The following is a 26,257-nucleotide window of genomic DNA, read 5'->3' as shown; positions in this document are numbered from 1 at the left end:
CATCGCTATACTGGCACGCCCCTCGGGTTACGGTGAATCATGTCCGAATATCCCACGATCGAAGAGTGCATCGGCAATACGCCGCTGGTGAAGTTGCAGCGTCTGCCTGGCGCCACGACCAATACCCTGCTGGCCAAGCTGGAGGGCAACAACCCCGCCGGCTCGGTGAAAGACCGCCCGGCGCTCAGCATGATTGCGGAGGCCGAAGCGCGCGGTGACATAAGCCCCGGGGATACGCTGATTGAAGCGACCAGCGGCAACACGGGTATTGCCCTGGCCATGGCGGCGGCGATTCGCGGCTACCGTCTGGTGCTGATCATGCCCGCGCACATGAGCAGTGAGCGCAAGCAGGCGATGTCTGCTTACGGCGCCGAACTGGTGGAAGTCAGCCAGGCGGAGGGCATGGAGGGGGCACGCGATCTTGCCATGACCATGGAGGCTGAAGGCAAGGGCCGCGTGCTCAACCAGTTCGGTAACCCCGATAATCCGCTGGCACATTATCGCGGCACGGGCCCGGAAATATGGCGCCAGACCGGTGGGAGCATTACGCACTTTATCGCCTCCATGGGCACCACCGGCACCATCATGGGGGTGTCGGCCTATCTCAAGGCGCAAAACCCCGAGATACAGATCATAGGCCTGCAACCGGTGGAGGGCTCGAGTATTCCCGGCATCCGGCGCTGGCCCGAGGCCTACTTGCCGGCGATTTTTGACGCCGCCCGCGTGGACCGAGTGCTGGATATTTCACAGCAGGAATCCGAACACCATATGCGCCTGATGGCGCGGGAAGAGGGGATTTTCTGCGGTGTTTCTTCTGGCGGCGCCATCGCTGCGGCCCTGAAGATTTCCGCTGAAGTGAGCAATGCGGTCATTGTCGCTATTGTGTGCGACCGGGGTGACCGCTACCTTTCCACAGGCGTTTTCGCCACCTCCTGAGGCACCCCGCACCATGGTTCGAGTCCGGGAGCAATCACATATCACCCCGACCGGTGAGATCGATCTTGAACGCTGGCTGGCGCAGCTGCCCACCCTGCATCGAGACGACGACGAACATCGCTTGCTGGAGGCCTGTCGCCTGGCCCGTGTAGCCCGTGACCGCCCCGGGCGTGATCTATCCGACTGGGCGCACGATCCGGATTGCTTCGCAGCGGGACTGGACATTGCGTTGATTCTGGCAGAGCTACACGTGGGTACCGATTGCCTGATCGCGGGTATTCTCTACCGCGCCGTGCGCGAGGAGCGCCTGACATTGGACGAGGTGGAGCAGGGGTTTGGCGGAGGGGTCAGCCACCTGCTCAGCGGCGTACTGCGCATGGCCGCCATCAGTGACCTGCAAACCCAGATCGACTCCCCTGTGCTCGGCCAGCAGCACGGCCAGAAGGACAATATTCGCAAGATGCTGGTGGCGCTGGTAGACGATTTCCGCGTGGCCCTGATCAAGCTTGCCGAGCGCACCTGTGCCATTCGAGCCGTGAAGAACGACGAGGAGCGGCGCTGGTCCATCGCGCGCGAGGTGTTTGATGTCTACGCACCACTGGCGCATCGGCTCGGCATTGGCCATCTCAAGTGGGAGCTGGAGGACCTGTCTTTCCGCTACATCTACGGTGATGCCTACCGCAAGATCGCCCGCCTGCTGGATGGCAAACGCCTGGAGCGCGACGGCTACATCGCCCGCGTTGCCGAGGAGCTGACCCGTGTGCTGGGGGAGGCGGGGCTGCAGTTCAATATCAGTGGCCGCGCGAAGCACATTTACAGTATCTGGCGCAAAATGCAGCGCAAGGGTATTGGTTTCTCGCAGGTGTACGACATTCGTGCGGTACGTATCCTGGTGCCGGAAATCAGGGATTGCTACGCAACGCTGGGGCTGGTTCACGGGCTGTGGCGCAACATCCCGAATGAGTTTGACGACTACATCGCCAATCCCAAGGAGAACGGCTACCGCTCATTGCACACTGCGGTGATCGGGCCCGAAGGCAAGATACTCGAGGTACAGATTCGCACCACACAGATGCACGAGGAATCCGAGCTGGGCGTGTGTGCCCACTGGCGTTACAAGAAGTCGGACGTGCCTTCGAACCTGGCGAGCAGCTACGAGGAAAAGATTGCCTGGCTGCGTCAGGTGCTGGATTTGAATGATGTGGTTGGCGACAGTGGGGATGTCGTCGAGCAGTTCAGCTCGGACCTCGCGCAGGACCGGGTCTACGTGTTTACCCCCAATGGGGATGTGGTGAATCTCACCTACGGTGCAACGCCGCTGGATTTCGCCTATCACGTACACACCGAAATCGGCCACCGTTGTCGCGGTGCCAAAGTGAACGGCGCCATCGTACCGCTCACGTATACGTTGCAAACCGGCGAGCGGGTAGAGATTCTTACCAGCCGCCAGGGCGTACCAAAGCGTGACTGGCTGCAGTCCGGGCTGGGTTATCTGCGCACCTCCCGTGCACGGGCCAAAGTGCAGCACTGGTTCAAGGCCCAGGCGCGTGAAGACAATGTCGATGCCGGGAGGCATTTGCTGGAGCGTGAGTTTCGTCGCCTGGCGTTGACCAGCGTCGACTACCGCCGTGTCGCGGACAAGGTTCACATGCCAACTGTCGACGATATGTATGCAGCCGTGGGTGCCGGTGACCTCGTCTATGCGACCGTATTGAATGCGGCGCAGTCGCTGGTGGAGAAACGTACAGAGCCCCAGCTGCAGGTGGCGCGCCCGGGCAATGACCCGCTGTCGCGCGGCCAGATTCGTGTGCAAGGGGTAGGCAACCTGCTGACGCACATGGCGGGGTGCTGCAAGCCCCTGCCGGGTGATGCAATCACCGGCTTCATTACGCGGGTGCGCGGCGTGAGTATCCACCGCAGCGATTGCGGACGGCTGCTGGACTTGCAGGAGAGCGCGCCCGAACGGGTGATCGAAGTGGCGTGGGGCGAGTCGCCGCGTGAAAACTACGAAGTGGATGTCGCCATTGAAGCCTACGACCGGCAGGGGCTGCTGCGCGATATCACCAATCTCTTCGCCAACGCGCGTATCAATGTGCTGGCCATCGCCACCCAGACCAACAAGAAAAAGCATACAGCGACCATGCGCCTCACCGTGGAAGTGCCGGATCTTGGCGCCCTGTCAAAACTGCTGGAACGAATCAGCCGCCTGAGCAATGTGGTGTCCGTTGCCCGGGTATCGGAGTGAGTAGAGCCATGTCGACAACTCCCTACACCCTCGCTGACCTGCTGCGCGTGATGCAGCGCCTGCGGGACCCGGAGGGCGGTTGCCCCTGGGACCTGCAGCAGGACTTTCGCAGTATCGTGCCCTCCACTCTGGAGGAGTGTTACGAACTGGCCTCCGCGATAGAGCACGGTGATTACCCCCACGTTGCCGAAGAGCTGGGCGATGTGCTCTTCCAGGTGGTGTTTTATGCACAGCTGGGGCGCGAGCAGGGGCTTTTCTCGTTCGAGGAAATTGTGCACACCCTGGTGGACAAGCTGCTGCGCCGTCATCCGCATGTGTTTGCCGCAGGCGAGATCGAGGGGCGTGTGGATGCCCGGCATGATGTGGCCGAGGTCAAGCGCAGTTGGGAGGCGATCAAGCGCGAAGAGCGAGCCGCTCGCGCGCAGCGGGGTAGCATGGACGATGTGCCTGTCGCGTTGCCCGCACTGCCGCGTGCCCAGAAACTGCAAAAGCGGGCCGCGCTGGTCGGCTTCGACTGGCCCGACGCATCGGCGGTGCTGGATAAGCTCGACGAAGAACGGGGCGAATTGCAGGACGCCATGGCGGCGGGTGATGCGGCGGCTGTGGCGGATGAAATGGGCGACCTGTTGTTTACCTGCGTGAACCTGGCGCGGCGGCTGGGCCTGGATGCTGAAGCCACGTTGCGTGCCGCGTCGGCGAAATTCGAGCGACGCTTCCGCGTTATGGAGGCCGCGCTAGCCGAGGCGGATGGGCGTGGGCTCGCTGCTCTCACCAGCGAAGAGCTTGAAGCACTCTGGGTGGCGGCCAAAGCGCGCGCCTGAGTTCGGCGCTCGTCCCCCGGAGGCGCCCCGTCCGGGGCTTGTGCAATAACCCGCCCCTGTGTATGGTTACCGCCCCTATTCGTACGGCCATATTGCTTCGCTGCGCAGCGGCACGGGTTAGAGCTGCAAGACAACCTCGAGGATGCATCTGAATGCGATTGATACTTCTTGGCGCCCCCGGCGCCGGTAAAGGCACCCAGGCTCAGTTCATTACTGAAACCTGGGGTATCCCCCAAATCTCCACCGGGGATATGCTGCGAGCGGCAGTGAAAGCCCAAACCGAGCTGGGCGTGGCAGCCAAGGAAGTCATGGACGCAGGCGGCCTGGTGTCCGATGACATCATCATTGGCCTGGTGAAGGAACGCATCAAGCAGGCGGATTGCGCCAACGGATTTCTGTTCGATGGCTTTCCACGCACAATTCCGCAGGCAGAAGCCATGGTGGACGCCGGCGTTGATATCGACCATGTCGTGGAAATTGCAGTAGAAGACGAGGAAATCGTTGCACGCCTGAGTGGTCGCCGTGTGCACCCGGCGTCCGGTCGCGTGTATCACGTACTGCACAATCCACCGAAGAAAGCAGGTGTGGATGACGAAAGCGGTGAGCCGCTGGTGCAGCGCGACGACGACAAGGAAGCAACGATTCGCAAGCGTTTGCAGGTGTACCAGGAGCAGACCCGCCCACTGGTGCAGTTCTACCAGTCCATGTCTGGCCCGCAGGCTCCCGCCTGTCACCGTGTCGAAGGTGTTGGCAGCGTTGAAGATATCCGCCGCAAAGTGTTCGCGGCCTTGGGTCGCTAGTCAGCCCCATTGCGCGATTGCAACGCTGCGCTGATAGCGTGAGCCTTCGCAGACAGTGTTTTCCCCGCTTGTAACGATAACGTGCGACGCGCTGCGCGCGCGTCGCGTTACAAATGCACTGTTGTAAGCCCCCGTGAATATTGCTATTTTGCCTGCAACTCTGGGTTCACACAAAGTTGGGGATATCGCGTATGGCAATGGCCAAGGGCAAGGCGAAAGCAAAAACCGGCACACGCAAGGCACCGGCCAAAAAGGCGCCACGCAAGAAAACGGCTGCCACCTCCAAAAAAGCATCGGCCTCTGCCGCAGCAGAAAAGCGCGCGCGCGACGCGCTGGCGAAACTGCAGGCCACTGTAGAGTCGGAAAAAAAGGCGTTGGCAGATGCGCGTGCCCAGCTCAAGAAGGCGCGCAGCGATGCGGATGCACGTGCAAAAAAATCTGCGACCAAAGCGGTTGAGCGTGTCAACAAACGCCTCGACGGTTCTCGCAGCAAGTTGGACGCCATGCGCCAGCGGGTGAAAGAAGTGGTTGCGGAGGCGCAGCTGGCCGGCCACCGCGTGGCGGCTGAAGAGCGCATTCTGGCCAAGAAGGCTGAGCTCGCCGCCAAGGCAGAAGTCGACAAGGCGCGCGCGCTGGCGCGACATGCCCGGCAGTGGAGTAAAGAGCGCGCCAAGGCTGACGCTGAAAAGCTTTCAGCCGTGGAGAAAAAAGTGCTCGCAAAGTTGCGCGCGGCAGAGAAAAAAGCCGAAGCAGCGGCCAAGTCGGTATTTGGCAGGGCGCGTAGCGGGCAGAAATCCGTTGCCTCAGGCGTTGATTCGGCGCTGTCTCGCGCCGGTAAACGAACGGCAAAAAAGGCGCCAGCCAAATCCGCAGCGAAGAAGTCGGCAGCTAAGAAGTCGGTAGCCAAAAAATCGACCGCCAAGCCCAAAGCCGCCGCCGCACGCAAAGCCGGCACCCAGGTGAAAAAAACCAGGGCTGCAGCGAAGAAAGCGCCCGCAAAGAAAACTGCGCCGAAGAAAAGCGCACCGAAGAAAGCCGCTGCACCCAAGCGAGCGGCTGCACCCAAGCGTAAGGCGCGGGCTAAAACCCCCGCCTGATTCGCGCTCGTCAGTCGAAGCCCGCATCGGTTGCCCGCTGCGGGTTTTTTTGCCTGCACGGAACAGTCGCTCAATCGACGCTGTCGGGCGTATTGCAGTTGAGAAAATACGCCGCGTCGAACTCGGCGGTGACCACGTGTTGGCGCGCGTACCAGCCCTTCACCGCGCGCCCGCCAGCAGCGAGATAGGCGGGCAATGTTGCCAGAGCGCGGTGGCGCAAAAGGGCGTGCAGGTAGTGAGAGCTGCCCTCGGCGGTGGCGTATGCAATGTCCGCGTGCGGGGTCGCCTCCAGTGCCTGCAGGAGGGTTGTGGCAAGGTCCCGCGGTACCAGCGGCGTATCACAGGGCGTCAGCAGTAACAGAGGCGCAGTAGCGGCGGGTAGCGAGTACAGACCGGCGAGCGGACCGCCGTAGCCGGGGGCATCGCTGAAAACCCGATCGGCATACCCGGCATATTCCGCAATGTTGCGATTACAGCTGATGTACAGCGTGTTGACCTGGGGACGAAGTCTGGCGGCGACCTGTGCGATCAATGGCTGCCCGTGCCAGGGCAAGAGGCCCTTGTCCCGCCCGTTCATACGCTGCCCACTGCCGCCGGCGAGTATCAGCCCGGCGATGCGCCCGTTCTGCGGTACATTATTCACCGGTTTCCGGCCCTCCCAGGTTCAGGCTATCCACTTGCTGTGAGATAATTGAGGTCGGCGGCAGCGGTTTTTGCAATGCAGCCTGTTGTCGTCACTGTCTCCTGTAGCGGACCCTATGACAAGTATTCTCGCGATTGATACGTCTACCGATGCCTGCTCCGTGGCCCTGTTGACCGCCGGCACGGTGCGGGTGCTGCAAGAGTACGCGCCGCGCCGGCACAATCAGTTGCTGCTGGGTATGCTGCGCGAGCTTCTGCCCGGCGGCCCCGGTGGTCTGGATGCCGTTGCTTACGGCTGTGGGCCGGGGTCTTTCACTGGCCTGCGCATTGCCGCCAGTGCGGCGCAGGGTATCTGTTTCGCCGCACAGTTACCCGCGTTGCCGGTGTCTACGCTTGCCGCGCAGGTGCAGTCCGCTATTCGCCTCGGCCTGGCCGGCGAGGGGTGCTGGGTGCTGAGTACGCTGGATGCACACATCGGCGAATTGTACTGGGCGCTGTATCAGGTTGTGGATGGGCTTCCGCATGCCGTATCAAGCGAAGCGGCCTGTCGGCCCGAAGCACTGGTTATTCCCGGTGCCGAGCAGGTTGTGGCGCTGGGTGGGGGCATGCGTTATCACGCGGACATGACGGGCGCCTCTCAGGCGCGTATCAGTGCGCTGCATGACACGGTGTTACCCAGTGCTGAAGATATCCTGCCGCTCGCCGAAGCGGCGTTTACGGCGGGTGCGTGGCAACAGGCTGAGGCCATTTGCCCGGTGTATGTGCGCGATGAAATTCGCTGGAAAAAGCTTGCCGAGCAAGGGCCCCAAAGCTGATGGATATCCTGCAGGCGATGTTCCTTGCCTTTCTGCAGGGCGTCACGGAGTTCTTGCCGATCTCCAGTTCTGCACACCTGGTTATACCTTCGCTGGTGCTGGGTTGGCAGGACGAGGGGCTCACTTTTGATGTTGCCGTGCACGTGGGCACACTGCTGGCCGTAGTGACGTATTACCGGCGCGACCTGCTGGCAATGACGGGGAGTTGCCTGGGCCTGTTGCGGGGCCGCGGCACCAATGCGGACACGCAGCTGGTGTTTTATCTCGCGGTGGCCACGGTACCGGTGTGTGTGGTGGGCTTCCTCGCCGATGACTTTATCGAGTCGCAGCTGCGCAGCTTGCCCGTGATTGCCACGACCACGCTGCTGTTCGGATTGCTGCTGGGATTGGCCGACCGTCATGCGCGGCTGGCGTCGTCTTTCGCCACGCTCACCCTGGGCATTGCCCTCATTATAGGCTTGGCACAGGCTCTGGCCCCGGTACCCGGGGTGTCGCGCTCGGGCGTCACGCTGACAGCGGGACTGTTGCTGGGCCTGAACCGTGCCACGGCGGCGCGCTTTGCCTTCCTGCTGTCGATACCCGTGATCGCCGGTGCCGGCCTGCTGAAAGGCATGCAGCTGGCGCAGGAGGGCGCCGCAGTCGAGTGGGGGCTGATGGCTGCGGCCGCCTTGCTGGCCGCGGTAACCGCCTACGCCTGCATTGGTTTGTTCCTGCGTCTGTTGGAGAGGGTCGGCCTTATGCCCTTCGTCTACTACCGCATCGTATTGGCCGCGGTGCTGTATACACTGTGGCTACGTTAACGCTGTTTCTGGGAGCGCACTGACTATGCACGTCGATGAATTCAATCGCGAGTTGCTGGCTTTTCTTGCCGCTGCGACCACGCCCTTCCATGCGGTTGAGGCACTGGTCACTCGCCTGCAGGCTGCGGGTTTTACACCGTTGCCGGCAGAGCAAGCCTGGCCGCTGAAGGCGGGCGGGCGTTATTACTTAACGCGCAATGACAGTTCGTTGATCGCGTTTACCGTCGGTACCGAGTGTCCGCCGGAGGCGGGGATGCGCATGGTCGGTGCGCACACCGACAGCCCCTGCCTGATGGTGAAACCCACACCGGAAAAGCGGCGCGCGGGCTATTTCCAGCTGGGCGTGGAGGTGTACGGCGGCGCCTTGCTCAATCCCTGGTTTGATCGCGACCTGTCGCTCGCCGGGCGTGTGAGTTTTGCGGATGGTGGGGGAGTCCTGCGCACGGCCACGGTCGATTTTCGCCGGCCGCTGGCGGTGATTCCCAGCCTCGCCATTCACCTGGACCGCGAGGCCAATCAGTCGCGCAGTATCAACCCGCAAACAGACATCCTCCCGGTGCTGTCGCTGCAGGCAGATGCGGCGTTACCGTCTTTTCGCGAACTGTTGCGTGAACGCGTGCTGGAGGAGCATCCCGACTGCGGTGTAGCGGAGGTGCTGGACTATGAGCTCTCCTTCTACGATACACAGCCTCCGGCGCTGGTTGGCCTGCACAGTGAGTTCGTCGCCTCGGCCCGATTGGACAACCTGTTGAGCTGCTTCACCGGGCTGCAGTCGTTGCTCGCTGCGGATGGCAGGCAGAGCTGCCTGCTGGTGTGCAATGATCATGAGGAAGTCGGCAGCCTGTCCACCGCCGGCGCCCAGGGCCCGATGCTGCTTTCTACCCTGCGGCGTATGGTACCAGATGAAACCGCGCTGGCCCGGCTGGTTGCGCAGTCGGTGATGATTTCGGCAGACAACGCCCACGGTATTCACCCGAATTACGCCGACCGGCACGATGACAACCACGGACCGCTGCTGAACGCGGGGCCGGTGATCAAGATCAACGCCAACCAGCGTTACGCCACCAACGCCGAGACCGCCGGCCTGTTCCGTTTGCTCGCCAGGGAAGAAGGCGTGCCGGTGCAGAGCTTTGTGGTGCGCTCGGACATGGGTTGTGGCAGCACCATCGGCCCCATTACCGCAGGTGGCACCGGCGTTCGTACCCTCGACATCGGCGTGCCGACTTTTGCCATGCACTCGATCAGGGAGCTGGCGGGGCGCGATGACGCGGCAAATCTTTCCCGCGTGCTGCGACGCTTTTACAATCAACCCGGGCCATTGATAGGAAACTCATGACAACACAACGCGTTCTCACCGGCATTACCACCACCGGTACGCCGCACCTGGGCAATTTTGTCGGTGCCATTCGTCCGGCCATTGCCGCCTCCCGGGACCCGGCGACGGAGTCTTTTTTCTTTCTTGCGGACTATCACGCGCTTATCAAGTGCCAGGACCCGGCACAGGTGCGCCAGTCCAGCAAGGAAATTGCCGCCACCTGGTTGGCTCTGGGCCTGGACACCGAGCGGGCGGTGTTTTATCGCCAGTCGGATATCCCGGAAATCACCGAGCTCAACTGGATTCTCTGCTGTAACGCTGCCAAGGGGCTGATGAACCGTGCCCACGCGTACAAGGCGGCAACCCAGGCGAACGAGGAGGCCGGGGAAGACCCCGATTTCGGCGTTACCATGGGGCTGTTCAATTATCCCGTGTTGATGGCGGCCGATATCCTCATGTTTGGCGCACAGCGCGTACCGGTGGGCAAGGACCAGATCCAGCACATGGAGATGGCGCGGGATATAGCGCAGCGCTTCAACCACAACTTTGCGCCCCTGTTCACTTTGCCGGAAGCGGTGGTCGACGACCATGTGGCGGTGCTACAGGGCCTGGATGGGCGCAAGATGAGCAAGAGCTATCACAATACCATTCCCCTGTTCCTGCCGGAAAAACAGCTGCGCAAGGCGATCAACAAGATCAAGACCAACCTGCTCGAGCCGGGTGAGCCGAAGGATCCGGACGACTCAACGGTATTCCAGATCTGGTCTGCCTTCGCATCCGCCGAGGATACTGCCCGCATGCGAGCGGATTTCGAGGCGGGCATTGCCTGGGGGGAGGCCAAGCGGCAGTTGTTTGAGCTGGTGAACGATACGCTGGCGCCCGCGCGCGAGCGCTATGAAGCGTTGCTCAACGATCCCGGGCAAATCGAGGCGGTTCTGCAGCGGGGCGCCGAGCGCGCCCGGGCCCACAGTGTGCCGCTGCTCGCGCAAGTGCGCGAGGCAGTGGGCATTGGCGCCATGCGATGAGTACGTTGCTCTGGTGTCGGCGGCCCGCGATATGTGCCGCCAGGCGCCAGGGCGTCGCTAGCTGGCGTCCCAACCGTAGCGCAGCTCGAGGAATACGCCGCGCGGCCTGCCCACGAAGTAGCGGTAGTTGCCAAAGCCCACGTCGGCGCGTTCCGCATAGTCTTCGTCAAGCAGGTTGGTAACGCGCAGAGTGGCGCCCAGTTGACGTGTCAACGAGGCGCTCATGCGCAAGTTGAGGAGTGAGTGCCCCTCGTACTTGAACTGGTTTTCCGGCTCCAGGTAATACTCGTCCATGTAAACCCATTCCAGTTCGGCCACCGGCGAGCTGCCGTGTCGCGGTGCGAATTCCCAGCCGACCCGGGCGCTGCCGAACAGGCGTGGCGCCGTATCGATATCGTTGCCGTCAATGGATCCGTCCACACCCAGTGGCAGCGCATTATTGGCATAGCGGTGGCGCGCGGCGCTGGCATCGAGGGCGGCGTACCACGCGTTGCTGCTGCGGTAGTCAAGGCTCAGCTCCAGGCCGGTATGCTCGGTACGTGCACCGCTCACATTGCGGCGGTCGGCGTCCTGGAAAATCACCTCATCCTTGTTCATGTGATACAGCGACAGGTCATAGCCAAAGCCGGCACCGTTGTTGCCGCGCAGGCCCAGCTCAATGTTGTCCATCACTTCTGAATCGAGGTCGGCAACCGATTGCCCGGACTGCAGGCGGTACAGCTCGCTGGTATCCGGGGCACGGAAGCCGTTGGCCGCGCGCAGGTAGATGCTGTGGCCCGGGCGCAGCAGGAAGCTCGCGCCGGCATTCACCGACCAGTCAGTAAAGCTATCGCTGCGGTCAGCCACGCGGAAGAAGCGGCAAGCCGTGGCCTCGGGCGCACACACCGAGCCATCGGGTCCGTTGTTGTCATAGTCGTAGTGGGTGTACTCCACGCGCAGGCCGCCATCCAGTGTCCAGCGGTCGGACAAGGCGTAGTTTGCCTGCGCCCAAGCCGCCCCAACGCTGGCATCCACGGTGTAATCGTAATGCGTACCCTCCGGTTGATTCGGGCTGAACGGCTGCGCCTGCACTTCCTGCAGCGAACCTTCGGTCATTTCGAGGTCTACGCCGCCCACCCAGCTGAGCGCACCCTGTTCAACGTGCAGCGCGGTTCTCAGGCCGAGGGATTCATGGGCATTGGTTTCCACCGGCTGCCAGGGCAGGAAATGCTGCAGAAACTCCATGCGGTTACGGCGCAGATACGGGGTGATGCTCAGCTGCATGGCGTCCCCGAGGTCGCGGGTGGCCTCACTGTAGAGTCGCAGCGACCAGGCATCCCGGTAGGCTTCCGGGTTGGGATTGCTGCGGCGCAGGTCGTCATCCTTGTAGGCCTCAAAGCCCTGAATGAACCCGGCGGTTTCCTGGTTGAGGTTGGCGCCATCCAGCACGGTCCGAATACTCCAGATGTCGCCTGCGTAGTCGTGCCGCAGCGTGAGCTTTTCCTGGTCGTAGCCGGAGTCATCCTGGTAACCACCATCCGTGGCCACATTGCCTCTGAGGCTGAAAGCGTGGCGGCCAGCCCCGTGGTTAAGGCTCAGTTTCGCCCGGTAATAGTCGTCGGGGCCGGTTTCCAGGGCGATTTGCTGCCCCGCTGCAGGGTTGGGGGCGGCGCTGAGAACATTGATCACGCCGTGCAAGGCGTTGGAGCCGTAACTGGCACCCGCGGGGCCCTTGATAACTTCAATACGGCCGGCCTGCTCCAGGTTGGCATCAAACAGCTGGTTGACGTTGCAGAAACCGGGTGCGCGCAGGCTGATGCCATCCGCCGCCACGAAAAATGAACCACAGCCCCCCGCGCCGGTCAGCACCGGCGAGCGCAGGGCGGTAAGGCTCTCCTGGCCGTTGCCGCGGCTTATCCAGGCGCCGGGCACCTGCTGCATGATTTCGTTGGGGTGGGTGTGCCCGATGAGCGTCAGCGCCTCGTCGTCCACGATAGACCAGGACAAGGGCAACCGGCTGGCGTCTTCGCTGATACGTTTGGCGCTGACGATCACCTGCTCCAGAACCGGTTCGCTACTGGCAGCGGAGGCGAAGAGGGCAGCGAGGAGGGCGCTTGTCAGTGTCTTGGTAGCGTGCATAACTTATCCTGCGGCAATAATGTTCGGGTTGTTGCGCGGTGAGTCGTCGTTGTCGCGATTCTGCACTGCCTGCGCAATACGCTGCAGAGGCACACGCAGCATGTCCTTCACGGTGTCGCTGGCGCCGCCTTCCTGCAACGCCTGTTCCATACACCACAGCCACTGCTCGGTCATTTTCGGGCCGATGTGGAAAGGTGCGTGGGGCTCGGTCAAACAAACGCCACCGTGCTTTTCCGCATACCGGGGTGGGCCGCCCATCCAGCCTGTGAGGTAATCTGTCAGTCGTTCGGTCACGGGGCCGAGGTCATCAGCGTGCATGGCGCGCAATTCGGCGACCTCGGCACGGGTATCCATGATGCGATAGAAGTCCTCGCACAGGCGGCGGATGCCGGCGTCACCGAGAATGGCGTAGGGGGTATTGGGTGTGGTCATAGTCGTGATTTGAGTTGTGGTGACAGAAGCGGGGCAGTGTACGCGCCGTGGCCCCGAATGTCGTCCCCACAGGGACGGCAGAGTGAACCAGAGGCGGTGCAACTGCTAGGTGGGATTATAGCAAATCGGTCATGGATACGCCGATACCGATACGGCTCTGGTGCAGGTTGTAGTCGATCAGGCTTTCGCCGTAGCCGTTGAAGTATTGAACATAGCCCTTGAAGCGTCGATTCACCGGAAAAGTCCATTCCAGTTGCACCGCGCCGCGGTTGTCCGACTGCAGGTTGTTGCGCAGCTGTACGGCAAACTCATGCTGCTCCCACTTCCAGATACCGGTGAGGTCGCCGTAACCCATGTAGTCTTCGATATCCGGATTATCGTCACTGCTGCCGCTCTCCGGAATGCGATACCAGCCGCGCACATTCAGGGTCATGCGGCGGCGTTCAAAGGCGGCACCGGCCACGATGCGGTTCCAGCTGCGTGACAGGTCACCCCCCTGGCCGTTGGACTCGTGCACAAAGCCCACGTCCCACAGGGTGTTGGTGAAGCCCCAAAAACGCCAGTTGTTGGCGAAGGACAGCGTTACCTCGGGTTGGTAGTTGGTCTCACGAAAGGGTGAAGACTCGTTGTAGAGTTGCCACCAGTTGCGCTGCGTGTAACCCACCCACAAGTGGTTGTTGCGCCCGAGAATGTTCTCCCAGGCAATGGTTTTCAGGCTCAACTGGAACTTGGCCTCCAGCCGGTCCATGGGCTCGTCGGGCTGTTGCAGGGCCCAGGCATCGCGGTTCAGGGTGTCACTGTAGGTCAGGGGCAGCAGGTAGTTGCGATGATGCGGGGTGATCACCCAGGCATTGCCGGTGATTTCTGCTTCCTCGGCGATGCGCTTGCCGAACAGCAGTTCTTCTTCCGCCAGATTGACGGGTTCGACGGCCTCTTCTTCCAATCCTGGCTCACTGGTGCCCGCGCCCCAGCCGCGGGAGGACTCCTCGGTATCGGGCAGACCCGGAGCACTGCGCCCAGCGGCGGTGTCATAGCAGGCCAAGCGAGCCTGGTCATCGCTTATAGCGACACAATTTTCGGCCAGCGCTGCGGGCACTGCTGTCATAGCGGGCAGCAGCAAAAGGAGGGTGCGATACTGTTTCATGGGCTCATAGCAGGAAATGAATCGCCAAACAGTGTAGCGGAACCGCCGGCTCAGTGACAGGCGGCCCTGGGCGCGCCGGAGGTGCCGCCCCCCGGCCTGCTCTGCTAGAATCGCGCCTTGTTCCGTGCTGCCTGTCGCGCGCACATCAATTGATTGCTCCTGCAGGAGCACAACTCGGGAAATTGTCATGAGCCTTGCCCACACTGTGTTGGCGGTGAACAACGACCTTCCACTGCGGGTGGGGGCCCCGGTGCACTCAGGCAAGGTGCGCTCGGTTTACTGGCTCACAGAGCGCGACAGTGAGCGACTCATCCGCGAACGCGACTACCCGGTGGCGGCGGGAACACCGCTCGCCGTGATGGTCATCAGTGACCGCATTTCCGCGTTCGAATGCCTGTGGGAGGCCGAAGAAGGCCTGGCCGGTGTGCCGGGCAAGGGCGCAGCCCTCAACGCCATTTCCAACCACTGGTTCCAGCGTTTCCGCGAGCACGGGCTGGCCCCCAGCCACATTCTCGAAACACCGCATCCGCTGGTATGGATTGTACAGAAAGCGCGGCCGGTGATGATTGAAGCCATCGCCCGCCAGTACATCACCGGTTCCATGTGGCGCGCCTACAGCAAAGGTGAGAGGCTATTCTGCGGCCTGCGCCTGCCAGAGGGGCTTAAGCGTGACCAACCGTTGCCTGAGCTGCTTATTACCCCGTCTACCAAGGGCATTTTGCGGGGTATTCCCGGCGTGCCCGAGCAGGATGACGTCAATATTGCGCGCACCGACCTGGTCGATAATTTCCGCGCGTTTGGCTTTCGTTTAGCCGCTGACGTAGGCCATTATGAGTCGCTCCTGCGCGCCGGGTTCGAGGTGATCAGTCGCGAGCTCGCGTCACTCGACCAGGTGTTCGTCGATACCAAGTTCGAGTTCGGCTACGTGACCAACGCCGACGGCGAGCAGCAGATGATTTACATGGACGAAGTCGGCACGCCGGATTCTTCGCGTATCTGGGACGGCCCCGCCTGGCGCGATGGGCGGGTGGTGGAGAACTCGAAGGAGGGTTTTCGCCAGTTGCTTCTCAATCACTTCCCCGACCCGGATATCCTCCTTAACAAGGACCGCATGCCCGAGCGCATCGCGCTGGCGCGCGACACGCTGCTGCCGGCATCGGTACTGCAGCAGGTTGCAACGACCTATACCGGCCTGGCGGAAAAGATCACCGGCCGACCGCTGCCGCGCAGTGATGATCCGCGCCGCGAAATTCTCGACATTCTGGGCGCAGAATTCGGCCTCTTGGCCTGACCCGGCGCAGTGCTTTCCGACCCCGCGTTCTACCTCGTCAGTGTGCCCGCGGTGCTGCTCTACGGCATCGCCAAGGGCGGCTTTGGCGGCGCGGTGGCCATACTCGCCGTACCGCTGATGGCGCTGGTGATGTCGCCCACCCAGGCGGCGGGGATTCTGCTGCCGATTCTGGTGGTAATGGATGCCTTCGTGGTGCGCACCTACTGGGGCCAGTACGATCGTCGCGCGCTGCAGCTGCTGCTGCCGGGGGCTCTGGTCGGCATCGCACTGGGCTTTCTCACGGCAGGCGCCATGGACGACAACTACATGCGGGTGCTGGTGGGCCTGATATCGATGCTGTTCGGCCTGCAGCAATTACTCGGCTTTGCGGGGCGCGCCAGCGGTCAGCATCGCGCCGGGCCCGCCGCCGTATTTGGCACACTGGCTGGCTTTACCAGTTTCAGCATCCATGCGGGTGGTCCGCCACTGACCATGTACCTGTTGCCCAAAGGTCTGCCACCGTTGTTGTTTGCCGGCACGGCGGGCCTGTTCTTCGCGGTGGTCAACCTCGTCAAGCTGGTGCCGTATTACTGGTTGGGCCAGTTCACTGCCGCGAACCTGCTGTACTCACTGATTCTGGTGCCGCTGGCACCGCTGGGTGTGTGGGTGGGGCATGCGCTGGTAAAACGCTCGCCCGCTGGATTCTACTATCGGGTGATCAGTTTTTTCCTCGTCGTGCTGGGCGTGAAACTGCTGTGGGACGGGCTGTCGGGGCTGCTGATTTGAGCGCCGCAACGGTGGTATAGCGCGCGCAGATTGCCTATAGTTGAAGCGGGCCCAGCTTCCCGAATGGAGAGACTCATGTCGCGACTAACAATAAGTGTAATCATGCTGGCAGCGGTGGTATTGGCCGGCTGCGCAACCACCCCTGAAGTCACCGACGACGGGCTGGTCCAAGCGGACGGGCACCGTTTTGCTGATGTCTATGTGCGCCCCGGTGCAGACCTTGCGCACTACCAGCATCTGCAGGTAGCCGATTGTGAGGTGGCGTTTCGCAAGAACTGGCTGCGCGACCAGAACCGTGACAGCCGCAGCGTAACCACCCGCCTGCGCCAGGAGGATGCAGACCGCATTCGCAGCGATATGGCCGCGGCGTGTGATGAACAATTTCGCGCTGCGTTGCTCAAGCCACCCGCCTACTCACTGGTGGATGCGCCCCAGGAGGGCGAGGACACCCTGATCCTGCAGCCGGCTATTGTGAACCTGGATATCAATGCACCGGACGTACAATCCTCGGCCCGCGTCCGCAGCTATACCACCTCCGCTGGCGAAATGACGCTGGTACTGGAGCTGGTTGACGGTGTGACCGGTGAGGTGCAGGCGCGGGTTGTCGACCGCCGGCGCGGCATCGACCAGGGCATGCTGCAGTGGACCAGCAGCGTGACCAATCGCGCAGAATTCAATCGCATCCTGAAACGCTGGGCCGATCTGCTGCGCGACAGCTTTGACCGTGTGCGCGCCGGGCCAGACGCCGCTTAACAGGAGGAACAGGCCATGAAGATTGTTGAAGTCACATCCCGCGTTGCCGTTTCCGAGCAGGTGGGCCTCGCCGATGTGCCGGCAATTGCAGCTGCCGGCTTCAAGGTGCTCATCAACAATCGGCCTGACGGCGAGGCGCCCGGTCAGCCAACGTCTGCAGAATTTGCCGCAGTGGCGGCAGAGAACGGCCTGGAGTACGTGTACTACCCGGTAAACGGCATGAACTTCCCCGGCCCCGATTTGCCTGGCCTGGCAGCGACGTTCGAGAATGCCGAGGGGCCTGTGCTGGCGTTTTGTCGCAGTGGTACGCGCTCCATCAACCTGTGGCTTGCGACCCGATCAGCGGAGGATATGCCGGTTGCCCTGCAACGGGCTCGCAGCTTGGGTTACGACCTGTCGTTTATCGGCCAGCGGTAAAGGCTGTGCCGTCGAAAGAAGAGCAACTGGTGCCACCCGATGCGCCAGAGGGCAGGAGTGTCGACCCCAAGGAAGCACCTGCGCGACCGGCGAGCACCGTGGTGTTGCTGCGGGACGGGCCGGAAGGGTTGGAAACCTTGCTGCTCAAGCGCAACAAGGCATTGCTGTTTGCGGGTGGCTACTGGGTGTTCCCGGGTGGCGCCCTGGAAGCGAGCGACTGGGAGCAGGCCGGTGGTGACGAAGAGCGCGCTACCCGTATTGCCGCGGCTCGCGAAGCGCAGGAGGAATCGGGCCTGCAGCCAGCGCCAGACGATATGGTGCTGATCAGCCATTGGACCACGCCCGTGGTGGAACCCAAGCGGTTTTCCACCTGGATCTACGCGGCCCCGGTGGCGGCACACGCCCAGGTAACGATAGACGGCAGCGAGATTCATGCGGCACGGTGGGTGCCGGTGGCGCAGGCCGTGCGTGAGCACGATGCGGGTGAACTCGGGGTGCTGCCGCCCACCTACATCACCCTGTGTGATATCGCGCGCTATGCCAGCGTGGCAGAGCTGCTGCGGGTGGAACGCTCGCGTCCTCCGCAGGCGGTGTTTCCGCGCTTCTGCCACGGCGATGGCGAGGTGTTCGTCATGTTCCGGGGCGACGCCGGTTATGAGAGCGGTGACGGCAACTGTGCTGGCGCTCGGCACCGGGCGGTATTGGAAGACAAGCGCTGGCGCTACGTATATGAAGGCGTTGACGCCGAGTTTCCCTGCCTGATCGGACCTGATTCACCATGAAACGAGCATCCAACAGCACAGATCACTCCCACTTTCCGCTCTGGGACTGGCCCACACGCGTCTTCCATTGGTCACTGGTGGTCTTGCTGCCACTGGCCTGGTGGACCGCCGAAGAAGGCCAGATGGAACGCCACGAGTGGGTTGGCTATACCGTGTTGGTGCTGGTGCTTTTTCGCCTGGGCTGGGGGCTGATAGGCAGCCGTCACTCCCGCTTCAGTGACTTCCTGCGTGGCCCGCGCACGGTACTGGGCTATCTGCGTGGCCGCGAACCGGCGGGCGCGGGGCACAACCCGCTGGGCGGCTGGTCGGTGCTGGTGTTGCTCACGCTGCTTCTCGCCCAGGCGGTGAGTGGTTTGTTCAACAGCGACCGGATTCTGTTCAACGGCCCGCTGTATTACGCGGTCGACAGCGACATCCGTGATTTTCTCGGCGTGGTGCACGAGTGGGCGTTCAACGGGTTGATGGCCATGGTCGCGCTGCACCTGCTGGCCGTTGCCTGGCACCAGTGGCGGTTGGGAGAAAAGTTACTGCAAGCCATGTGGCGGGGGCGCGCTGAAGGTCGGGAAGGGCAGGAGCCTGCCGTGGCCTTGTGGCGGGCTGTGTTGCTGGTTGCGGGTGTCAGTGGGCTTTTCTGGTGGGTGTTGCAACAGGCACCGCCGCCGCCACGGATGTGGTAGCGGCATCACGCTAACCGAAGCCGCCGATGCGGCTCCGGCACACAGCGCGCTCAGTAGAGATAATCTTTCGACTTGTACTCGTCGTGGCAGGCCTTGCAGGTTTGCCCAACAGCGCCCACCTGTTGCGCAATGGCGGCGCGGTCACCCCCTTCCACAACGCTCGCCAGTTCCTTCACAGCGCTCGTCATATCGTCGTGCTTCTGCGCGAAATCATCCGGGTTTTCCCAGATCTCCGGTTGGGCGCGGGTAGTGCCCTTCTCGGATCCCTCGGGGAAGCCGCGCAGCAGGTTCAGTGAGGCAACGGCGTTCATATCGTCCGTGAACCCCTGTAGTTGTTCCTGATTCCAGGGCATTTCGCCTTTCACCATGGCACCAATGGGGCCGAAGTTTGCGCCCAGCAGCGCAAAGTAGGACTGTCGATAGGACTGGTGAAATTCGTTTTCGTCGAGGTGCGAAAACGCGAGGGGGGACAAGGCCAGGACGGCAACCGATGCCAGTGCAGCGACAGGCTTCAGAACGGATTTGCTCATGGTGCGCTCTCTTGTTTGCAGGGGTTCATTCCATGCTATAGGGCCTTGCCCCTGTCTGGCAAGCACGTGCTGGTGCCAATTCGGTCGCCGTTGGTGCCCGCGACGGACAATTTCTTGAACTTGCCCTGTGTTACGCCCCCGGTTGCTGCGGAAACGGCTCCCAGTGGGCTACCATGTGCGTTGCTTTGGTATGAGGTATGGCATGAGCGCGCAGCAGTGGGATTACAGTTTTGATGTGGTTGTGGTGGGATCTGGTAACGGTGGTCTCACCGCGGCCCTGTGCAGCTACGAAATGGGCACGCGCGACGTGCTGGTGGTGGAGAAGTCCGACCTCTATGGCGGCACCAGCTCCATTTCCGGGGGCGGGGTGTGGATTCCCGGCAACCGCTATGCGCGCGAAGCCGGCGCCGAGGACTCCGTAGAGAAAGCACGCACCTACCTGCGCCAGCTGATCACGGAAGAGGAGGTGCCGGACTACCAGCTGGACGCCTTCCTCGAGAATGGCCCCAAAATGGTGGACTTCCTGCACGAGCGCACGCGGGTGCGCTACGTCACGCTGGAACACTACCCCGACTATTACACCAACCTCGAAGGTGCCATGGTGGGGCACCGCTCCATGGAGCCGGAAACCTTTCCGGCCAGCGAACTGGGTGAGGAATGGCGTCGCCTGCGGCGCACCCACCCGATGATGCACCTCGGTGGCCTGATCGGCTTTACCCAGGTGGAGGCGGCGCTGCTGATTGGCCAGCAGCCCGGCTGGTGGAAAACCGCAGTAAAACTGGTTGCGGCCTATGTGGCGGATATTCCCTGGCGCCTGAAGGACAAATACCACCGGCGCCTGGCCACCGGCTGTGCCGGCGTGGCGCGCCTGCGCGCTTCCATGCAGGACCGCGACATTCCCCTCTGGCTGAATACACCCATGCGCCGTGTGATCGATGAAGATGGCGTGGTAACCGGCATCGAAGTCACCCGCAACGGTGAAACCCTGCGCATTCAGGCGCGCAAGGCGGTCATACTCGCCGCGGGTGGTTTTGAGCACAACCAGGCCATGCGCGAACAATACCTGCCCCAACCCACGGACCACAGCTGGAGTGCCGGCACGCTGGACAACACGGGCGATGCCATTCTGGAAGGCCAGCGCCTGGGTGCCAAAATGCACAGGCTGGATGAGGCCTGGTGGTGCAATACCATCTCGGTGCCCGGTGAAACCATCCCGCGCCTGAGCATCATGGAGAAATCCTACCCCGGTTCGATAGTGGTCAACCCGGCAGGCGAGCGGTTCAGCAACGAATCGCAGAATTACATGGCGTTCCAGCAGGAAACCTTCGCCAAACACAGCGAGGAGAACCCCTGTAACCCCAGCTGGCAGATATTCGATGCCAACTTCCGCGCCAGCTATTTTGTCGGCCCGCTGTACAACAGCACCTTCCGGCCCGACTGGGCATTGCCCAAGCGCTACGAGACCGAGGGGTTCTTTGCCAAGGCGGATACCATCCCCGAGCTTGCCCGCAAGATCAATGTGGATCCCGATGGCCTGTCCGCTACCGTGGCCAAGATGAACGAGTACGCGGTGACCGGCGTCGATCCGGATTGCCAGCGCGGTGATTCTGCCTACGACCGCTACTACGGTGACCCGCGCGTCACGCCCAACCCTTGCCTGGCAGCTATCGACAAGCCGCCGTACTACGCCATGAAAGTCGACCCCGGCGATTTCGGCACCCAGGGCGGCATGGTGTGTAACGCGGATGCCCAGGTGTTGCGTGAAGACGGCTCGATCATTCCCGGCCTGTATGCCATTGGCAACTGCAGCGCGCCCACCTTGCCCTGCTACCCGGGGCCTGGTTCAACCCTCGGCCCGGCCATGACCTTTGCCTACCAGGCCGCCAAGGCCATTACCGGTTACAACGAGGCCTAAGGCCTCAGGGCACCAGCCAGCGCATCGCATACACCAGCGTTGCGCTGGCCGCACCCCAGGAACCCAGCACCCGCAGCCCTGTGCGTTGCCAGCCGTGCGCGGCGCGCTCGCTGAGGTCCGCCACCAGCAAAAGGCAGGCGAAGGCGCCGAGTGCCGTGCCGGTGAGGGTGGCTACATAGGGCCCCAGCGCCAACCCTTCCGGTGCGGAGTCCAGCCCCAGCAACAGCGCCACCGCAGCACCCGCAGCGGGAAACAGGGCGATGGGCCAACGCCACTGCAGCACCACCAGCAAACCCGTCACCGCCGAAAGCAGCAGCAACAGCGCCTCCTGGCCGCCGCCAAAGCGCGTGCCGGAGAGCGCCAGGCCCGCTATCAGTGCCGGCAGAAAGCCGAGGTATGTTCTGCGCACGGCAGCCATGCCCCGTTGACCCGCCAGCAGGCCCAACATCACCAGCGCAAGCACATGAGCCGGCACTACGAGGGGGTGCAGAATGCCGCCGTAGAACTCCCCGATGCCCTGCATGGGCGCGTGCGACCAGGCGGGCACCGCCGCACACAGCAGTGCGCCCCCCGTGAACAGGCAGCGCCAGTTAGCGGCGCTCAAATGGCCTGACCGAGGAACACGGCCCCGGCAATTGCGATAAGCGCGCCGGCCGCCCGCACCGCCATGCGGCCCACCGGCCAGCGCACCAACAGACCAAAACTGATGCCCGACAAGTGCAGCAACCCGGTAGCGATCACAAAACCCAGGCTATAGGCCAGCGGGCTGGCTGCTTCCGGCAGTTCCGTGCCGTGTGCGTGGCCATGGAAAATGGCAAAGCAGGCGACCAGTAGCCCGGCAATCCACAGCGGCGGGCGCGCGGCCAGCAGGATCATGGCGCCAAGCACCAGGGCGGACGCCGCAATGCCGATTTCCACCCCGGGGAGGTTCACCCCGGCGAGGCCCAGCGCTCCGCCCACCGCCATCACCAGGGGAAACACGACCGGCAGTAGCCAGAGCGCCGGTGAGCCGAGGAATGCCCCCCACAAGCCCACCGCTACCATCGCCGCCACGTGGTCCCAGCCCAGCACCGGGTGCAGCAAGCCACTGACAAAGCCTCCACCAATGTCCGCCGCCGAGTGCGCGTGCGCGTTGGTGGCGAGTAACACGCCGAGAGCGGCGACCCAGAGTAGCTTGCTTACCTGCATGATGTTTCCTCATTAATTTTGAGGGGCAGGATAGCTTGAATAGGGTGGAAGATGAATGCTCTGCCGGTCCATTGTGTGATGTGAGGCGCGACTTGGCGCACAGCGTGTTTTGGATGTTTAGGCGTGCGTGCTATAAGCATTAGCTTGTCTTTTCATCGGCCTCTGGATGGGATGGGGTTTGAGGGCGCGTAAGGCACTGAAACCGTGAGGGATTTTTGGCGTCGGGGTTGATGGTGAGGGGGTTAGTTTTGGCTTGCTAACTGCTGGTGCCGGGGGGAGTGGGGTTCTATGTGAATGAAATATGGGGGTTTTTCGTGCAGAAGGGTGATTCAACTATGGGATTAGCAAGCCGGGTGTTATACGGTCCGGTCTTTCTAATAAGCTGTTAAATGGTATGACTAGACTGCTATTTTTGATTCTTTTAGGTTCATTATATTGTGATGCAAAAACACCTGATCTTAATAGGTTGACTGATGAGCAGTTGTGGGATTCTTCTGATTTTATAGGGATTGTGACTGTTGCGAGCGGTAAATACTTTGCAAATAAAGGCTATGAGTTGAGTGGAGACGTAAAGGCTATCTTAAAAGGAAATGGGAAAAAGTATGTTCATTTTAAGAATATGTTTCCTTCGATGAATACTGCCAATATTCTGGGCTCCACTTATCTCGTATATCTCAGAGAAGACGCTGATAATTCGTACTTTGTACCCTCCGAAAATTTCGCCATTGTTGAACTGGTTGAGCGTAATATAGAAGATGAAAACGCTATTAACGATATCGGAAAAGAGTACGGGGTTCAGTATGCCCATAGCTATGAATACGAAGGTAAGCTTTGGCATGTTCAGTGCTGGCCTCAGTCAGCACGCTTTTGTAATGAATTGGCAAAATCAGCCGATGTTGCATTTAACAAGGCAAAGCAGCAAGGGCCTGCGGCCGGGACACGCTAACGCGCGCCCCTGTTTGCAGCGTTAGACGCCATCCATGATCATGAGAATAGGTGAACTTGCTAAAAGTGCAGGAGTTTCGGTCGAGACGGTTCGTTACTATCAGCGGCGGGGGCTTCTGGATATTCCGGAGCGCCCATACGGCGAGAACCGGCACTACTCGACGTCTCACCGTGATCGTCTGTATTTCATCAAGCGCGCTCAAGCGCTTGGGTTCACGCTGTCGGAAATTTCCTCCCTGCTTGAGCTTTCAGCATACGATTGCGCGGAGGTCGAGAGCGTAGCTAACCGGAAGTTGTTGCTGGTGCGTGAAAAATTGAATGATCTTGCCAAAATCGAAGCTGTCTTGGAGCAAGCCGTTGCCAGTTGCAAAGATCGCAAGCCTTATGAGGGATGCCCCATCATAGAGAGCCTGATCGAAGAAAAGAATTGACGCCGTACTTAGGTACGGGATTTACACTGACCGTGTCTTAATAGTCAAGGTCTCATGCCATGAAAGAATCCCTTCTAAGTTTTGGTGGTGTCGGAAGTAGTGTGTCAGCGGTAGCCGCTGCGGCTCCTTGCTGCCTTCCGTTTCTTGCTTCCGTTGCCAGCACAGTCGGTTTATCTGCTTTACTGCCTTACTCCGAGCACATTGCGTACATCGTGCAAATATTCGGCCTGCTGGCAGTTTTCGGCGCGTTTCTGTCATTTCGGAAACATGGCAAGTACGGGCCATTAGCCTTAACCGTAGTGTGCTTTGGTGCATTGGTGGTTGTTTACAACATTTCGCTACTGGGATGGCTACTGTACTCTGCGCTGGTTGGGCTGATGGTTGCTGCCATTTGGAACACTTTGGAAGCTAGGAGGTGTAATCAATGCGTAGCACAGGCATAGTGCTTCAATCGGAAATCACATGCCCCCACTGTGGTCATCAAAAAACAGAAACCATGCCAACTGACGCATGCCAATATTTCTATGACTGCGAGTCCTGCAAAAGGGTCCTAAAACCAAATGCGGGAGATTGTTGTGTTTTTTGTAGCTTTGGTACGATTAAATGCCCTCCAATACAGGAAGGCAAGTGTTGCGAGTAATGGCATCTAACAATTGCATGGAGTGGGACGCACTTTTCGCTACGCCCTTCGGGCTCCGCTACAACTGCGCCCCTCATGCAAGGCGTTAGGTAACCGAGTTACCCACAATCCGTAGACACCTTCTATAGTTAGATTACATAGAAGGAGGTGCTTACCATGGCACGCAAGAAACATCAGGCATACACCGAGGAATTTCGCCGCGAGGCTGTAGATCGCGCTGCGAAGGAAGGGCAAACCACTGCATCAGTGGCGAGGGATTTGGGGGTCAGTGCCCAACAGATCTACAACTGGCGGCGGCAGTTCACTCGCTTGTCCGACAAGCAGTTCAATACGGTAACGGGGGTGGATTACTCCAAGCAGGAAAGCGCCGAGCTACGGAAACTCAAGCGCAGGAACGCCGAGCTGGAGAAGGAGTTAGCCTTTGTAAAAAAGGCAGCTGCGTACTTCGCGAACCAGCAAGAGTGAAGTACGCATTGATCAGAGAATATCGGGACGAATTTACCATCAGCTTGATGTGCCGCGTTCTATCTGTATCGCGTTCCGGATACTATCGCTGGTTAGACCGACCTCTTAGCGAACAGGCCCAGCGACGTGAGTTTATGGAAGGACAGGTTCTGGATGCCTACGCTACCTTCAAAGCCCGCTATGGTGCGCCGCGCATTGCGGACGAACTGAAAGCACTGGGGATACCCTGCTCTACAAACTACGTCGCTGACATCCTTCAAAGGCAGGGTTTGAAGGCACGCAACGGCAAAGCGTTCAACTATGGTTCCCACGCGCTCACCATGCACAACGTGGCAGACAATCTGCTCTGGCGTGACTTCGGCGCAACGCGTCCCAACAAGAAATGGACCACTGACATCACCTACATTTGGGTGAAGGATCAGTGGTTGTATCTAGCGACGGTGATGGATTTGTACTCGCGCAGCATTGTGGGCTGGTCACTGGACACGAGTATGACTGAGAAATTGGTGACTGATGCACTTTCCATGGCCTTCAGTCGCCGTGAAATTGAGCCTGGCTTGATTGTCCATTCAGATCGCGGCGTGCAATACCGGTCGCAGAAGTACATTGACTATATGCAGCGTAACAACGCACGACCGAGCATGAGTCGCAAGGGAAACTGCTGGGACAATGCTCCAATGGAATCCTTTTTTAGCAGGCTTAAGGTTGAGCTGATCTACGCGGAACAATATGACTCGATTCAATCGGCCAGATCCAGTATCTTCGAATATATTGAGGTGTTTTATAACCGCCTTCGCAGGCACTCTGCCAACGGCAATATCAGCCCGGCCGAGTTTGAAAGGAACGCAGCCTTGGCTGCCTAATTAGGGTGTCTACTTTTTGTGGGGAACACCATGGCCGAGTTGCCCACAATCAGTAGACACCTTCTATAGTTAGGTGACCCCTAGAAGGAGGTGTGTCATGACCAAGAAGCGGCAGGCATATACCGAGGAGTTTCGCAGGGAGGCGATACGCCGGTCAGAACAGAGAGGGAGCACAGCGGCGTCCGTCGCCAAAGAGCTGGGATTACATCCGGGCCAGATCTACAATTGGCGGCGTCAGTTCACCAGGCTCTCCGAGAAGCAGTTTAACTCAGTAAACGGCGTCGATTATTCCAAGAAAGAGTCGGAGGAAATGCGACGGCTCAAGCGCGAGCTGAGCGATGCTCGAAAGGAGAATGAATTCTTAAAAAAGGCTGCGGCGTACTTCGCGAAGCTCCAGGAGTGAAG

Annotated in this window: 29 protein-coding genes and 1 pseudogene; 23 read left to right on the top strand and 7 right to left on the bottom strand. The window is 60.8% G+C overall.

Translation table 11 applies throughout. The features are described from left to right. The first annotated feature begins 39 nt into the window (after positions 1–39). The 5 genes from cysM to G533_RS23255 all read left to right on the top strand — a co-directional run bounded on the left by cysM (position 40) and on the right by G533_RS23255 (position 5,899). Complete coding sequence (cysM, locus tag G533_RS0101600; protein ID WP_027948449.1) at positions 40–936, top strand: cysteine synthase CysM; 897 nt, start codon at positions 40–42, stop codon at positions 934–936. A 13-nt stretch (positions 937–949) separates the two neighbouring features. Beyond that, on the top strand, positions 950–3,181 hold the full coding sequence (gene relA / locus G533_RS0101595) for a GTP diphosphokinase (RefSeq protein WP_027948448.1): 2,232 nt from the start codon (positions 950–952) through the stop codon (positions 3,179–3,181). Positions 3,182–3,189: 8 nt separating this feature from the next. Further along, positions 3,190–4,002, top strand: coding sequence for a nucleoside triphosphate pyrophosphohydrolase (gene mazG / locus G533_RS0101590; protein WP_027948447.1), 813 nt, complete (start codon positions 3,190–3,192; stop codon positions 4,000–4,002). A 152-nt stretch (positions 4,003–4,154) separates the two neighbouring features. Beyond that, entirely contained in the window at positions 4,155–4,802 is a 648-nt protein-coding gene (gene adk / locus G533_RS0101585) for an adenylate kinase (protein WP_027948446.1), read from the top strand. Between the two features lie 191 nt (positions 4,803–4,993). Continuing rightward, entirely contained in the window at positions 4,994–5,899 is a 906-nt protein-coding gene (locus G533_RS23255) for a hypothetical protein (RefSeq protein WP_051229867.1), read from the top strand. 70 nt (positions 5,900–5,969) lie between these two features. Here G533_RS23255 and mobA read toward each other — a convergent pair whose 3' ends face one another. Next, positions 5,970–6,542, bottom strand: a complete 573-nt coding sequence (mobA, locus tag G533_RS0101575) for a molybdenum cofactor guanylyltransferase MobA (protein WP_027948445.1) — start codon at positions 6,540–6,542, stop codon at positions 5,970–5,972. Positions 6,543–6,657: 115 nt separating this feature from the next. On the opposite strand from mobA, the gene tsaB reads away from it, so the two are divergent. From tsaB to G533_RS0101555, 4 genes are read left to right on the top strand one after another with little or no spacing between them, the layout of a single operon-like run. Next, positions 6,658–7,356 (top strand): tRNA (adenosine(37)-N6)-threonylcarbamoyltransferase complex dimerization subunit type 1 TsaB, encoded by a 699-nt coding sequence (gene tsaB, locus G533_RS0101570; protein WP_027948444.1) that lies wholly within the window; start codon positions 6,658–6,660, stop codon positions 7,354–7,356. Next, positions 7,356–8,156 (top strand): undecaprenyl-diphosphate phosphatase, encoded by an 801-nt coding sequence (locus G533_RS0101565; protein WP_027948443.1) that lies wholly within the window; start codon positions 7,356–7,358, stop codon positions 8,154–8,156. Before tsaB ends, G533_RS0101565 begins: the two co-directional genes overlap by 1 nt. A gap of 25 nt (positions 8,157–8,181) precedes the next feature. Then, positions 8,182–9,492 (top strand): M18 family aminopeptidase, encoded by a 1,311-nt coding sequence (locus tag G533_RS0101560; protein ID WP_027948442.1) that lies wholly within the window; start codon positions 8,182–8,184, stop codon positions 9,490–9,492. Next, entirely contained in the window at positions 9,489–10,496 is a 1,008-nt protein-coding gene (locus tag G533_RS0101555) for a tryptophan--tRNA ligase (protein WP_027948441.1), read from the top strand. Before G533_RS0101560 ends, G533_RS0101555 begins: the two co-directional genes overlap by 4 nt. A 57-nt stretch (positions 10,497–10,553) precedes the next feature. Here the strand turns inward: G533_RS0101555 and G533_RS0101550 are convergent, their stop codons facing one another. The 3 genes from G533_RS0101550 to G533_RS0101540 all read right to left on the bottom strand — a co-directional run bounded on the left by G533_RS0101550 (position 10,554) and on the right by G533_RS0101540 (position 14,379). Continuing rightward, positions 10,554–12,614 (bottom strand): TonB-dependent receptor, encoded by a 2,061-nt coding sequence (locus G533_RS0101550; protein WP_027948440.1) that lies wholly within the window; start codon positions 12,612–12,614, stop codon positions 10,554–10,556. A gap of 3 nt (positions 12,615–12,617) precedes the next feature. Then, on the bottom strand, positions 12,618–13,046 hold the full coding sequence (locus tag G533_RS20095) for a group II truncated hemoglobin (RefSeq protein ID WP_035525847.1): 429 nt from the start codon (positions 13,044–13,046) through the stop codon (positions 12,618–12,620). 115 nt (positions 13,047–13,161) lie between these two features. Further along, on the bottom strand, positions 13,162–14,379 hold the full coding sequence (locus tag G533_RS0101540; protein WP_051229866.1) for a phospholipase A: 1,218 nt from the start codon (positions 14,377–14,379) through the stop codon (positions 13,162–13,164). Between G533_RS0101540 and G533_RS0101535 the strand changes: the two genes are divergently transcribed. The 6 genes from G533_RS0101535 (at position 14,378) to G533_RS20090 (ending at position 18,875) form a co-directional block, all read left to right on the top strand. Next, positions 14,378–15,481 carry a phosphoribosylaminoimidazolesuccinocarboxamide synthase gene (locus G533_RS0101535; protein ID WP_027948438.1) on the top strand — a complete coding sequence of 368 codons (1,104 nt, stop codon included), beginning with the start codon at positions 14,378–14,380 and terminating at the stop codon, positions 15,479–15,481. The two genes, G533_RS0101540 and G533_RS0101535, sit on opposite strands and share 2 nt — an antisense overlap. A 9-nt stretch (positions 15,482–15,490) precedes the next feature. After that, positions 15,491–16,246 carry a sulfite exporter TauE/SafE family protein gene (locus tag G533_RS0101530; protein WP_027948437.1) on the top strand — a complete coding sequence of 252 codons (756 nt, stop codon included), beginning with the start codon at positions 15,491–15,493 and terminating at the stop codon, positions 16,244–16,246. A gap of 75 nt (positions 16,247–16,321) precedes the next feature. Further along, the gene (locus G533_RS0101525; RefSeq protein WP_158413384.1) at positions 16,322–16,999 is read left to right on the top strand and encodes a DUF3313 family protein; all 678 of its coding nucleotides are present in this window, start codon (positions 16,322–16,324) and stop codon (positions 16,997–16,999) included. Between the two features lie 15 nt (positions 17,000–17,014). Next, the gene (locus G533_RS0101520; RefSeq protein ID WP_027948435.1) at positions 17,015–17,416 is read left to right on the top strand and encodes a protein tyrosine phosphatase family protein; all 402 of its coding nucleotides are present in this window, start codon (positions 17,015–17,017) and stop codon (positions 17,414–17,416) included. A gap of 5 nt (positions 17,417–17,421) precedes the next feature. After that, positions 17,422–18,198: an NUDIX hydrolase gene (locus G533_RS0101515; protein WP_240472337.1), complete on the top strand. Its 777-nt coding sequence runs from the start codon at positions 17,422–17,424 to the stop codon at positions 18,196–18,198. Further along, complete coding sequence (locus G533_RS20090; RefSeq protein ID WP_051229865.1) at positions 18,195–18,875, top strand: cytochrome b/b6 domain-containing protein; 681 nt, start codon at positions 18,195–18,197, stop codon at positions 18,873–18,875. The genes G533_RS0101515 and G533_RS20090 overlap by 4 nt, the downstream gene beginning before the upstream one ends. A gap of 50 nt (positions 18,876–18,925) precedes the next feature. Here G533_RS20090 and G533_RS0101505 read toward each other — a convergent pair whose 3' ends face one another. Then, positions 18,926–19,405 (bottom strand): c-type cytochrome, encoded by a 480-nt coding sequence (locus G533_RS0101505; protein ID WP_027948433.1) that lies wholly within the window; start codon positions 19,403–19,405, stop codon positions 18,926–18,928. A gap of 202 nt (positions 19,406–19,607) precedes the next feature. Between G533_RS0101505 and G533_RS0101500 the strand changes: the two genes are divergently transcribed. After that, complete coding sequence (locus tag G533_RS0101500) at positions 19,608–21,320, top strand: FAD-dependent oxidoreductase (RefSeq protein ID WP_027948432.1); 1,713 nt, start codon at positions 19,608–19,610, stop codon at positions 21,318–21,320. Between the two features lie 4 nt (positions 21,321–21,324). On the opposite strand, the gene G533_RS23250 is transcribed toward G533_RS0101500, so the two are convergent. Both G533_RS23250 and G533_RS0101490 read right to left on the bottom strand, forming a co-directional pair. Next, positions 21,325–21,924, bottom strand: coding sequence for a HupE/UreJ family protein (locus tag G533_RS23250; protein ID WP_027948431.1), 600 nt, complete (start codon positions 21,922–21,924; stop codon positions 21,325–21,327). After that, positions 21,921–22,508: a HupE/UreJ family protein gene (locus G533_RS0101490; protein ID WP_027948430.1), complete on the bottom strand. Its 588-nt coding sequence runs from the start codon at positions 22,506–22,508 to the stop codon at positions 21,921–21,923. Before G533_RS0101490 ends, G533_RS23250 begins: the two co-directional genes overlap by 4 nt. A gap of 394 nt (positions 22,509–22,902) precedes the next feature. Here G533_RS0101490 and G533_RS24400 point away from each other — a divergent pair, with 394 nt between their 5' ends. The 7 genes and pseudogenes from G533_RS24400 (at position 22,903) to G533_RS0101465 (ending at position 26,255) form a co-directional block, all read left to right on the top strand. Beyond that, entirely contained in the window at positions 22,903–23,454 is a 552-nt protein-coding gene (locus tag G533_RS24400; RefSeq protein ID WP_144079752.1) for a hypothetical protein, read from the top strand. Positions 23,455–23,488: 34 nt separating this feature from the next. Further along, on the top strand, positions 23,489–23,884 hold the full coding sequence (locus G533_RS0101480; protein WP_035525842.1) for a MerR family transcriptional regulator: 396 nt from the start codon (positions 23,489–23,491) through the stop codon (positions 23,882–23,884). A 59-nt stretch (positions 23,885–23,943) separates the two neighbouring features. After that, positions 23,944–24,327, top strand: a complete 384-nt coding sequence (locus G533_RS24395; RefSeq protein ID WP_103685823.1) for a MerC family mercury resistance protein — start codon at positions 23,944–23,946, stop codon at positions 24,325–24,327. Next, on the top strand, positions 24,309–24,524 hold the full coding sequence (locus G533_RS25200) for a GDCCVxC domain-containing (seleno)protein (RefSeq protein ID WP_084638734.1): 216 nt from the start codon (positions 24,309–24,311) through the stop codon (positions 24,522–24,524). Before G533_RS24395 ends, G533_RS25200 begins: the two co-directional genes overlap by 19 nt. 156 nt (positions 24,525–24,680) lie before the next feature. Further along, a pseudogene (locus G533_RS25060) lies at positions 24,681–24,929 on the top strand (transposase); the annotation flags it as partial. After that, positions 24,812–25,852 (top strand): IS3 family transposase, encoded by a 1,041-nt coding sequence (locus G533_RS24390; RefSeq protein ID WP_240472346.1) that lies wholly within the window; start codon positions 24,812–24,814, stop codon positions 25,850–25,852. The pseudogene G533_RS25060 and the gene G533_RS24390, both read left to right, overlap by 118 nt. A 97-nt stretch (positions 25,853–25,949) precedes the next feature. Continuing rightward, positions 25,950–26,255 (top strand): transposase, encoded by a 306-nt coding sequence (locus tag G533_RS0101465; RefSeq protein ID WP_027948425.1) that lies wholly within the window; start codon positions 25,950–25,952, stop codon positions 26,253–26,255. Positions 26,256–26,257 lie beyond the last annotated feature (2 nt).

The sequence above is a fragment of the Haliea salexigens DSM 19537 genome, from assembly GCF_000423125.1.
Taxonomy (GTDB): Bacteria; Pseudomonadota; Gammaproteobacteria; order Pseudomonadales; family Halieaceae; genus Haliea; species Haliea salexigens.
The sequence above is the reverse complement of the archived record's forward strand: the minus strand, read 5'-3'. Positions and strand labels throughout refer to the sequence as shown.

What these genes read in the sequence shown, in the direction of transcription:
- cysM (WP_027948449.1), top strand. Translation starts at nt 40, where the DNA reads ATGTCCGAATATCCCACGATCGAAGAGTGCATCGGCAATACGCCGCTG.
- relA (WP_027948448.1), top strand. Translation starts at nt 950, where the DNA reads ATGGTTCGAGTCCGGGAGCAATCACATATCACCCCGACCGGTGAGATC.
- mazG (WP_027948447.1), top strand. Translation starts at nt 3,190, where the DNA reads ATGTCGACAACTCCCTACACCCTCGCTGACCTGCTGCGCGTGATGCAG.
- adk (WP_027948446.1), top strand. Translation starts at nt 4,155, where the DNA reads ATGCGATTGATACTTCTTGGCGCCCCCGGCGCCGGTAAAGGCACCCAG.
- G533_RS23255 (WP_051229867.1), top strand. Translation starts at nt 4,994, where the DNA reads ATGGCAATGGCCAAGGGCAAGGCGAAAGCAAAAACCGGCACACGCAAG.
- tsaB (WP_027948444.1), top strand. Translation starts at nt 6,658, where the DNA reads ATGACAAGTATTCTCGCGATTGATACGTCTACCGATGCCTGCTCCGTG.
- G533_RS0101565 (WP_027948443.1), top strand. Translation starts at nt 7,356, where the DNA reads ATGGATATCCTGCAGGCGATGTTCCTTGCCTTTCTGCAGGGCGTCACG.
- G533_RS0101560 (WP_027948442.1), top strand. Translation starts at nt 8,182, where the DNA reads ATGCACGTCGATGAATTCAATCGCGAGTTGCTGGCTTTTCTTGCCGCT.
- G533_RS0101555 (WP_027948441.1), top strand. Translation starts at nt 9,489, where the DNA reads ATGACAACACAACGCGTTCTCACCGGCATTACCACCACCGGTACGCCG.
- G533_RS0101550 (WP_027948440.1), bottom strand. Translation starts at nt 12,614, where the DNA reads ATGCACGCTACCAAGACACTGACAAGCGCCCTCCTCGCTGCCCTCTTC.
- G533_RS20095 (WP_035525847.1), bottom strand. Translation starts at nt 13,046, where the DNA reads ATGACCACACCCAATACCCCCTACGCCATTCTCGGTGACGCCGGCATC.
- G533_RS0101535 (WP_027948438.1), top strand. Translation starts at nt 14,378, where the DNA reads ATGAGCCTTGCCCACACTGTGTTGGCGGTGAACAACGACCTTCCACTG.
- G533_RS0101540 (WP_051229866.1), bottom strand. Translation starts at nt 14,379, where the DNA reads ATGACAATTTCCCGAGTTGTGCTCCTGCAGGAGCAATCAATTGATGTG.
- G533_RS0101525 (WP_158413384.1), top strand. Translation starts at nt 16,322, where the DNA reads ATGTCGCGACTAACAATAAGTGTAATCATGCTGGCAGCGGTGGTATTG.
- G533_RS0101520 (WP_027948435.1), top strand. Translation starts at nt 17,015, where the DNA reads ATGAAGATTGTTGAAGTCACATCCCGCGTTGCCGTTTCCGAGCAGGTG.
- G533_RS20090 (WP_051229865.1), top strand. Translation starts at nt 18,195, where the DNA reads ATGAAACGAGCATCCAACAGCACAGATCACTCCCACTTTCCGCTCTGG.
- G533_RS0101505 (WP_027948433.1), bottom strand. Translation starts at nt 19,405, where the DNA reads ATGAGCAAATCCGTTCTGAAGCCTGTCGCTGCACTGGCATCGGTTGCC.
- G533_RS0101500 (WP_027948432.1), top strand. Translation starts at nt 19,608, where the DNA reads ATGAGCGCGCAGCAGTGGGATTACAGTTTTGATGTGGTTGTGGTGGGA.
- G533_RS0101490 (WP_027948430.1), bottom strand. Translation starts at nt 22,508, where the DNA reads ATGCAGGTAAGCAAGCTACTCTGGGTCGCCGCTCTCGGCGTGTTACTC.
- G533_RS24400 (WP_144079752.1), top strand. Translation starts at nt 22,903, where the DNA reads ATGACTAGACTGCTATTTTTGATTCTTTTAGGTTCATTATATTGTGAT.
- G533_RS0101480 (WP_035525842.1), top strand. Translation starts at nt 23,489, where the DNA reads ATGATCATGAGAATAGGTGAACTTGCTAAAAGTGCAGGAGTTTCGGTC.
- G533_RS24395 (WP_103685823.1), top strand. Translation starts at nt 23,944, where the DNA reads ATGAAAGAATCCCTTCTAAGTTTTGGTGGTGTCGGAAGTAGTGTGTCA.
- G533_RS25200 (WP_084638734.1), top strand. Translation starts at nt 24,309, where the DNA reads ATGCGTAGCACAGGCATAGTGCTTCAATCGGAAATCACATGCCCCCAC.
- G533_RS0101465 (WP_027948425.1), top strand. Translation starts at nt 25,950, where the DNA reads ATGACCAAGAAGCGGCAGGCATATACCGAGGAGTTTCGCAGGGAGGCG.